Source organism: Pseudoalteromonas sp. P80D2 (assembly GCF_036680945.1).
Classification (GTDB): Bacteria; Pseudomonadota; Gammaproteobacteria; order Enterobacterales; family Alteromonadaceae; genus Pseudoalteromonas; species Pseudoalteromonas shioyasakiensis.
In genome coordinates this window covers 1-8,333 of record NZ_JAZDAR010000030.1, presented here as the reverse complement: position 1 = coordinate 8,333, position 8,333 = coordinate 1, and the positions used below count along the sequence as shown (strand labels likewise).

8 protein-coding genes are annotated in these 8,333 nt (G+C 41.5%); 6 read left to right on the top strand and 2 right to left on the bottom strand.

What is annotated here, in order from left to right:
- Nucleotides 1-268: 268 nt before the first annotated feature.
- Together pyrE and rph are read right to left on the bottom strand one after the other, a co-directional pair.
- On the bottom strand, nt 269-913 hold the full coding sequence (pyrE, locus tag VRK28_RS08575; RefSeq protein ID WP_251603099.1) for an orotate phosphoribosyltransferase: 645 nt from the start codon (nt 911-913) through the stop codon (nt 269-271).
- A 22-nt stretch (nt 914-935) separates the two neighbouring features.
- Nucleotides 936-1,649, bottom strand: coding sequence for a ribonuclease PH (gene rph / locus VRK28_RS08570; protein ID WP_054554228.1), 714 nt, complete (start codon nt 1,647-1,649; stop codon nt 936-938).
- A gap of 180 nt (nt 1,650-1,829) precedes the next feature.
- Between rph and VRK28_RS08565 the strand changes: the two genes are divergently transcribed.
- The 6 genes from VRK28_RS08565 to VRK28_RS08540 all read left to right on the top strand — a co-directional run bounded on the left by VRK28_RS08565 (nt 1,830) and on the right by VRK28_RS08540 (nt 8,257).
- Nucleotides 1,830-2,690, top strand: coding sequence for a YicC/YloC family endoribonuclease (locus tag VRK28_RS08565; protein ID WP_138601109.1), 861 nt, complete (start codon nt 1,830-1,832; stop codon nt 2,688-2,690).
- A 170-nt stretch (nt 2,691-2,860) separates the two neighbouring features.
- Nucleotides 2,861-3,481: a guanylate kinase gene (gene gmk, locus VRK28_RS08560; RefSeq protein WP_054563423.1), complete on the top strand. Its 621-nt coding sequence runs from the start codon at nt 2,861-2,863 to the stop codon at nt 3,479-3,481.
- A gap of 102 nt (nt 3,482-3,583) precedes the next feature.
- Nucleotides 3,584-3,859: a DNA-directed RNA polymerase subunit omega gene (rpoZ, locus tag VRK28_RS08555; RefSeq protein ID WP_054554225.1), complete on the top strand. Its 276-nt coding sequence runs from the start codon at nt 3,584-3,586 to the stop codon at nt 3,857-3,859.
- A gap of 130 nt (nt 3,860-3,989) precedes the next feature.
- Nucleotides 3,990-6,095, top strand: a complete 2,106-nt coding sequence (gene spoT / locus VRK28_RS08550) for a bifunctional GTP diphosphokinase/guanosine-3',5'-bis pyrophosphate 3'-pyrophosphohydrolase (protein ID WP_054563422.1) — start codon at nt 3,990-3,992, stop codon at nt 6,093-6,095.
- Between the two features lie 11 nt (nt 6,096-6,106).
- Nucleotides 6,107-6,499 carry a RidA family protein gene (locus VRK28_RS08545; protein WP_054554223.1) on the top strand — a complete coding sequence of 131 codons (393 nt, stop codon included), beginning with the start codon at nt 6,107-6,109 and terminating at the stop codon, nt 6,497-6,499.
- A gap of 153 nt (nt 6,500-6,652) precedes the next feature.
- On the top strand, nt 6,653-8,257 hold the full coding sequence (locus VRK28_RS08540) for a DUF342 domain-containing protein (protein WP_130167298.1): 1,605 nt from the start codon (nt 6,653-6,655) through the stop codon (nt 8,255-8,257).
- Nucleotides 8,258-8,333: the final 76 nt, after the last annotated feature.

Below are 8,333 nucleotides of genomic sequence, written 5' to 3'. Positions count from 1 at the left end.
ACTCGTCGTTTTGCTTTTTTGTAAGCAGTCCGCCGTGTCGGTGGATGCGCATTATAGGGATGCAGCGAATTAACGCAAGCACTTTTTTGAGAAAACTTTAAAAAAACTGCCTTTTGTATCCTTTTTAGTCTAAACACCACAAAAGAGAAACTTTATTAACGCTTCAGTAACTTTTTAACCGTATTTAAGGCCATAAAAGTACAAGACTCTAAAAACAAAAAGGCCCAGCAATATAGCTGGGCCTTTAAATTGTTCGCGTTTTTAGGTGTTAAGCAATGCCGTATTGATCACGGTATGCTTTTACTGCAGCTAAATGCTCACCCATTGTACCTTTGGCTTCTAGGTAACTAATTAAGTCAGCTAGTTTTACAATCGAGATAACTTTAGTGCCAAAGTCGCGCTCTACTTCTTGAATAGCAGATAACTCAGCTTTACCTTTCTCTTGTCGGTCAAGTGCAATTAAAACACCACTTAAGTCTGCACCATTATCTGCAATGATTTCCATAGACTCACGAATAGCTGTACCTGCAGTGATCACGTCATCAACTAACATGATCTTACCTTTAAGTTCAGAACCTACTAATGTACCACCTTCACCGTGTGCTTTTTTCTCTTTACGGTTAAAACAGTAAGGTACATCTTTGTCGTGATGATCAGCTAAAGCAACCGCTGTAGTCGTTGCGATTGGAATACCTTTATAAGCAGGGCCAAATAATACATCGTAATCAATACCCGCATCTTCAAGTGCCGCTGCATAAAAGCGACCTAAGCGTGCAAGGTCACGACCGGTATTGAATAAACCAGCGTTGAAGAAATAAGGGCTAGTGCGGCCAGACTTTAAAGTAAACTCACCAAATTTAAGCACCTGCTTTTCAAGTGCGAATTCAATAAACTCTTTTTGATAATCTTTCATAACTAATAAACCTACTTCTTTATTAAGCTAATGCTTGCTTTTGAACGTCAATAATTTCACGAATTGAGTGCTTAGCTAATGTAAGTAGCTCATCAAGTTCGTCGAATGAGAAAGGTTCGCCTTCAGCAGTACCTTGAATTTCGATGATTTTGCCAGTTTCGGTCAAGATCACATTCATATCTGTTTCGGCTTCAGAATCTTCTAGGTACTCAAGGTCACTAATTGGTTGACCTTTATATACACCAACTGAAATTGCCGCAATCATATGCTTAAGTGGGTTTGAATTGATCATACCTTTACTACGCATGTAAGTAAGCGCATCAACTAATGCAACGCACGCGCCACTGATTGATGCTGTACGTGTACCGCCATCAGCTTGAATAACATCACAATCGATAGTAATGGTGTTTTCACCTAACGCTTTTAAATCAACCGCGGCACGAAGTGCACGTGCGATTAAGCGTTGAATTTCCATAGTACGACCGCCCTGCTTACCGCGCGATGCTTCACGGCCATTACGAGTATGTGTTGAACGAGGTAACATACCGTATTCAGCCGTAACCCAACCTTTACCTTGGCCTTTCATAAAGCGTGGCACACCAGCTTCAACTGTTGCTGTACACAAAACTTTAGTATTTCCAAACTCTACTAATACTGAACCTTCAGCATGCATAGTGTAATTACGTGTGAATGTAACCGGTCTAATTTGGTTAGGTGTTCTTTCGCTTGGACGCATTAACGATCCCCTTAATTCTGAATTTGCCACATTATAAGTCGATGTGGTGCCAGATGCCATGTTCATTTACATAATTAACTGCATCAGAAAAGCACATTTCAGAAAATTTACGCTAGAGGTTAAAAGCTGATTCGGTATAATCAGTCAACTTTGTAAATTTATAACACTAGGAAATCATCCATGATCCACAGCATGACAGCTTATGCGCGCCGCGAAATTAAAGGCGAATGGGGCACTGGCACTTGGGAAATTCGTTCAGTAAACCAACGTTACCTTGAAACTTTTATCCGCGCACCTGAGCAATTTCGTGGCATGGAACCGGTTATTCGTGAGCGTTTACGTAAACATTTACAACGCGGTAAGGTTGAAGTTTTCTTAAAGTTTGCTGCAAATCCAGCGCATGTTGGTGAGTTAACGATTAACGAATCACTCGCTGAGCAATTAATAAAAAGCGCACAATGGGTGCAAAACCAAAGCAATGGTGACATAAATCCTGTTGATATTTTACGTTGGCCTGGCGTTATGGAAGCCGAAGAGCTCGATATGGATAGCGTAAACACTGCGCTAATTGCAGGCTTCGATGAAGTGATTGAAGATTTTAAACAAGCTCGCGGCGATGAAGGCGCAAACTTACAAGAAATGATAGCAACTCGCCTTGATGCTATTTTAGAGCAAGTAACTATTGTTGAAGGCCACTTACCAGAAATTGCTAAATGGCAGCGCGAAAAACTAAACCAAAAGCTAGAAGAACTAAAAACAGATATCGATGAGTCTCGCCTTGAGCAAGAACTTATTTACCTTGCGCAAAAGCAAGATGTTGCTGAAGAACTTGACCGCTTAAAATCGCATGTTAAAGAAACCAAAAAAATCTTAACTAAAGGCGGCGCATGTGGCCGACGCCTAGACTTTATGATGCAAGAGTTCAACCGTGAAGCAAACACATTAGCATCAAAGTCTATCAACAGTGATATCACAAACGCTGCGGTAGAGCTAAAAGTGTTAATCGAGCAGATGCGCGAACAGATCCAAAACATTGAATAATCACGCTTTACAGCATTTTTATAAGACCCAGCATCTGCTGGGTCTTTTGTTTTAAAAAGTCTAAAAGCAGGCAAACTTGAGCACTTTTAGCGAAATAAAGTACAATAGTTCAATTAAAGGCTTGGATTAGCGATAGTCCGAGCCTGTTTATTTTTTATTAGAGACAGATCATGGCGCAAACTCGCGGAAATTTATTTATCTTGTCAGCTCCATCAGGGGCTGGTAAATCAAGCTTAATTGGTGCTTTACTAAAGAAACACAGCGATATGAAAGTATCGGTTTCGCACACCACTCGCTCACCTCGTCCGGGTGAAGAAAACGGTGTGCACTATCACTTTGTTTCTGTGGATGAGTTCAAAGCGCTAATTGAGAAAAATGACTTTTTTGAATGGGCGCAAGTGTTTGATAACTACTATGGTACGTCTAAGCAAGCAATCGAAAGCCAACTTGCAGCAGGTATTGACGTATTTTTAGATATCGATTGGCAAGGTGCTCAGCAAATCCGCAAATTAGTTGATGATGTTGAGACTATCTTTATTCTTCCACCATCAAAAGAAGAACTTGAATCACGCTTAAATAACCGTGGTCAAGACTCTGCAGAGGTAATCGCAGGAAGAATGGCAAAAGCACAATCAGAAACATCGCACTATAATGAGTATGATTATGTTGTTGTTAACGATGACTTTGATACTGCACTTACAGAAATCGAAACTATCGTTATGGCTAAACGTTTATCGTTAAAAAGCCAAACTGTGCGCCATCAGGCGTTATTAGAGAACTTACTTAAGTAATACTTTTTAAGAATAAGATAAAAATTAACCACAAGCTATTGGCGAATTTAACTTGGTACAGTAAACTACGCCTTTGCTTAAGAATTTATTTGGAGTGCTGAGATGGCTCGCGTAACTGTTGAAGATGCAGTAGATGCAATTGGTAATCGTTTTGACTTAATTTTAGTTGCGGCTCGTCGTGCCCGCCAAATCGCGGTTGGTGGTAAAGATCCACTCGTTGATGCTGAAAATGATAAACCAACGGTTATTGCTTTACGTGAAATTGAGAAAGGGTTAGTAGATAGCTCTTCTATGGACTTAATTGATCGTGAAGAACAACAACATCAAGAAGCAGCAGAAATGGCTGCTGTGGCTGCTATCGTAGGTGGCAACCAGTAATCAAGCTCCCCGCTTTGATTTAGCTATACGGCTAGTATTTCCACACTAGCCGTTGGCAAGCCCTTCTTTTCATCGTATATTCTATTCATACCGTTACCGATTTACTTCATTTGCGCATTGGAGTGTGACTTTGTATCTATTCGAAGGCCTCAAAAAGAAAATATCCGAATACTTACCACCTGCTGATATTGAGCTGGTACAAAAAGCATACGTGGTCGCTCGCGAAGCCCACGAAGGCCAAACACGCTCAAGTGGCGAGCCTTATATCACCCACCCTGTCGAAGTGACACAAATACTTGCCGGCATGCACTTAGACCACGAAACGCTGATGGCTGCCCTGATGCATGACGTGATTGAAGACACTGACTTTAGCCAACAAGACTTAGCTGAAATTTTTGGCGACACGGTTGCCGAGCTTGTTGAAGGGGTGAGTAAGCTAGATAAACTCAGCTTTAAAGATAAAAAAGAATTCCAAGCCGAAAACTACCGCAAAATGATCATGGCAATGACTCAAGATATTCGCGTGATCTTAATTAAACTGGCTGACCGCACTCATAACATGCGTACTTTAGGCGCACTGCGCCCTGACAAACGCCGTCGTATTGCCCGTGAAACTCTAGAGATTTATGCGCCAATTGCGAACCGCCTTGGTATTCATGATATTAAAAATGAATTAGAAGATTTAGGCTTTCAAGCGTTATACCCGATGCGTCATCGCGCATTAAGATCAGAAGTGGTCAAAGCACGTGGTAACCGTAAAGAAGTTATCAGTAATATTAAGACTGAAATTGAAGCGCGTTTAGAAGAGTCTGGCATCGAAGCAACTATATCTGGCCGCGAAAAACACCTTTATAGCATTTACAAAAAAATGCTTAATAAAGAGCTGTCGTTTAACGAAGTGATGGATATCTACGCGTTCCGTATCAATGTTGATAATATGGATACCTGTTATCGTGTATTAGGTGTTGCTCATAACCTTTACAAACCAATAGAAACCCGTTTTAAAGATTATATAGCTGTACCAAAAACTAATGGTTATCAATCACTCCATACCTCATTAGTTGGCCCTCATGGTATTCCTGTTGAGATTCAAATTCGTACCCACGACATGGATCATATGGCAGATAAAGGGGTGGCTGCTCACTGGATGTATAAAAAAGCAGGTGATAGCGCAGGCCACACAGCACAGCAGCGTGCTCGCCAATGGATGCAAAGCTTACTGGAGCTTCAGCAAAGTGCGGGCTCATCATTTGAGTTTGTTGAAAACGTTAAAACAGAGCTATTCCCTGAAGAGATCTATGTTTTCACGCCAGATGGCCGTATCGTTGAACTACCTATGGGTGCAACAGCAGTCGACTTTGCTTATGCAGTTCACACTGATGTAGGTAATACCTGTGTAGGTGCACGCGTTAACCGTAAACCTCATCCGCTGAGCAAAGCGCTTGATACAGGGCAAACGGTCGAAGTCATCACCAGCTCAGGGGCGCACCCTAATGCAACTTGGCTAAATTTTGTTGTAACAGGTAAAGCACGTTTAGGTATTCGCAATTACCTGAAGAGCCAACAGCATGAAGAAGCCATGCTGCTCGGTCGACGTTTACTAGACTCAGCACTTGGTGAAACCAAACTGGATGATATTCCAGATGAAAACATTCGCCGTGTACTTCAAGAGCATGAACTAAATACCGTACTTGAGCTATTAGTCGAAATAGGCTCAGGTAACCTTATGAGTGTGCTTATTGCAAAACGCTTGATGCAAGTTGATGCTGACGACCTAGATGACCTTGCACAAAAAGCAAAAGCAACCATCATAGGTACTGAAGGCATGTTAGTTAATTACTCTAAATGCTGCCGACCTGTACCTGGCGATGCTATTACAGCTTATATCAGCCAGGGTAAAGGCCTTACTGTTCACCGCCAAGAATGTAAAAACATTCGTGGTTGGGAAAAAGAGCGCTCAAAATACTTAGTTGTAAAATGGGACGATAACCCAGAGAAAGAATATATTGCAGCCCTTCGTATTGAGATTATCAATCACCAAGGTGCACTGGCTAAATTAACCAATGTTGTTGCCTCAACCCAAGCCAACATTGTTGAAATAGCAACTGACGAAAAAGAAAGTAATTTATACATGATAGATTTAGGCATCACGGTTAAAAACCGCGTTCATGTTGCTAACATTATGCGCCGCATTCGCGTTATGCCTGATGTGCAAAGAGTCTATCGTAAAAAGTAACAAGGATAATCATGAACAAATCTTTTATTTCTACTGATAATGCGCCTGCAGCAATCGGTACTTACAGCCAAGCAGTTAAAGTAGGCACGGCTGTTTATTTATCAGGTCAAATCCCACTTGTACCAGAGACGATGGAAGTGATCTCTGAAGACTTTACTGAGCAAACTCACCAAGTATTCAAAAACCTAACAGCTGTTTGCCAAGCTGCGGGTGGTCAAATTCAAGACATGGTAAAAGTGAATATCTTTTTAACTGACCTATCTAACTTTGCGATTGTTAACGAAGTGATGAGCCAGTACTTTAAGCAACCATACCCTGCACGTGCCGCAATTGGCGTACGTGCGCTACCAAAAGGCGTGCAAGTTGAAATTGACGGTATCATGGAGCTACCTTCAACAAACTAATCAGCCCTGCCAGCAACGCAAAGTTGCTGGCACTTTTTTAGAAAAAGTTCTTACTTCCCTCACCCGAAATTCTTGACTCATTAGCAAATCTCTAGCACTCTGTTGTTATAACAAGTAAAACCTTTAGCTAATGTAGTAAAAAAGGATCTCCAGGTGTTTAAGCTCGCTCACAACGGCAACGTTTTATTAGATGTTCATGAAAACTCGCCTCCTAGTGCTGCGTTTATTATCGAAGCATTAGAAAAGTCACCATTTTGCGAATGCAGAGTGGATCATGAAGCTATCAATAATTTCTTCAAAAGCGATTCAAATGAGCGCATGCTTGTTGTTGCCTCTAAACATGATGCGAACCTAGTTGTCACCTTGAGTGATGATAAAATGCTTGCCACAGGCGAGCTGACTTTAGCTGAAGGTGGCAAAGTCATGACGCTTGACGATGCTAAAAAAGAGCTTATCAAAGCAGGGGTTGCCCGCGGTTATAAGCAAGCTTTCTTAGAGAAGTTATTACAACAACAGTTTGAGCTACCTGCAGGTGAAGTTGCTAAAGGAGTGCTCGCAAAAGGCCGTTTACCGATTGATGGCCAACCGTCTAAGTTTGTACCACAGGTTGAGACCTTAAAAGACCGCTTAAAAACACCTAAGCTACGTGAAGACGGCACAGCCGATATGCGTGACTTTGGCAAGCTCGCCAGTGTCGAACCTGGTGTATTACTTATAAAACAAATTCCTGCTACTCCTGGCAAAGAAGGATTTACTGTTACTGGTGATGTACTTCCTGCAAAACCGGGGGAAAACACCAAGCTAGTCGCAGGTGAAGGCACCGAAATATCAAAAAATAACCCGCTCGAGCTAATTTCTGTGATCGCTGGTGTACCTGTTGATATTGCTAATGGTATGCGTGTTGATGATATTTTTACTATTGCCGATGTAAACGTAAAAAGTGGCCACGTAGATTTTGAAGGTAGCGTTATCGTGACTCATAACGTTGAACCAGGCATGCGTATTAATGCCAAAGGCGATATCACAGTTATGGGTACTGTGGAATCTGGTCATTTATCAGCGGCTGGCGATATCACTATAAAACAAGGTGTAATTGGTCACCAGCTCGAAGATAAAAAGCTGTCATGTAATATTATCAGCCAAGGTGACATTCACTTATCACATGGTCAATACTGCTACCTTGAAGCCAATAATATCCTCATTGAACGCCAAGCCAGCCATTGCACAATGAAAGCCACTAAGCTGTTGCAAATAGGCCAAGAGGATAATCCGCAAGGCAAGCTATTCGGCGGAGAGATCTTAGACGCACAAATGTTAATTGCCGGCGAAATTGGCAATGAATCTGGCGCTAAAATGGTTATTCACTTAGCAGCTTCGGGTGCTGATGTCACCGCACAAACAGATCAGTGTTTAAAAGATTTAGCACAAACAGATTCACAACTTGATACTTTGCAAGAAGCTATCGAAAAAGCAGATCAAGTAAAAGACGCCGAAAAGAAAAAACAGTTACTCGCAAAAATTGGTGCCACACAAATGCACTATTGCGAGCAAGCTGAAATGCTTGAGAAAAAGCTATCAAGCTTAGAGCATCACTTGCATGATTTACTGGAAGATGCGCAATTAGTCGTTAATAAAAAACTGCATTCTGGCGTCGAAATTCATATTTTCGAAAAAGTTCTACTCACTAACCGCCAATACCCACCGTGTAAGGTAAAACTTGAAGAAAACAAGGTTGAGGTAGAGTTTAAAACCAGTTAATAAAAAAGAGGCTTAAAGCCCAATGCCAGTCAGTTAAGCTGACTGGCATTTCTTTTTTTATGTGGGTACTTTGATG

What these genes read in the sequence shown, in the direction of transcription:
- pyrE (WP_251603099.1), bottom strand. Translation starts at nt 913, where the DNA reads ATGAAAGATTATCAAAAAGAGTTTATTGAATTCGCACTTGAAAAGCAG.
- VRK28_RS08545 (WP_054554223.1), top strand. Translation starts at nt 6,107, where the DNA reads ATGAACAAATCTTTTATTTCTACTGATAATGCGCCTGCAGCAATCGGT.
- rpoZ (WP_054554225.1), top strand. Translation starts at nt 3,584, where the DNA reads ATGGCTCGCGTAACTGTTGAAGATGCAGTAGATGCAATTGGTAATCGT.
- gmk (WP_054563423.1), top strand. Translation starts at nt 2,861, where the DNA reads ATGGCGCAAACTCGCGGAAATTTATTTATCTTGTCAGCTCCATCAGGG.
- VRK28_RS08565 (WP_138601109.1), top strand. Translation starts at nt 1,830, where the DNA reads ATGATCCACAGCATGACAGCTTATGCGCGCCGCGAAATTAAAGGCGAA.
- rph (WP_054554228.1), bottom strand. Translation starts at nt 1,649, where the DNA reads ATGCGTCCAAGCGAAAGAACACCTAACCAAATTAGACCGGTTACATTC.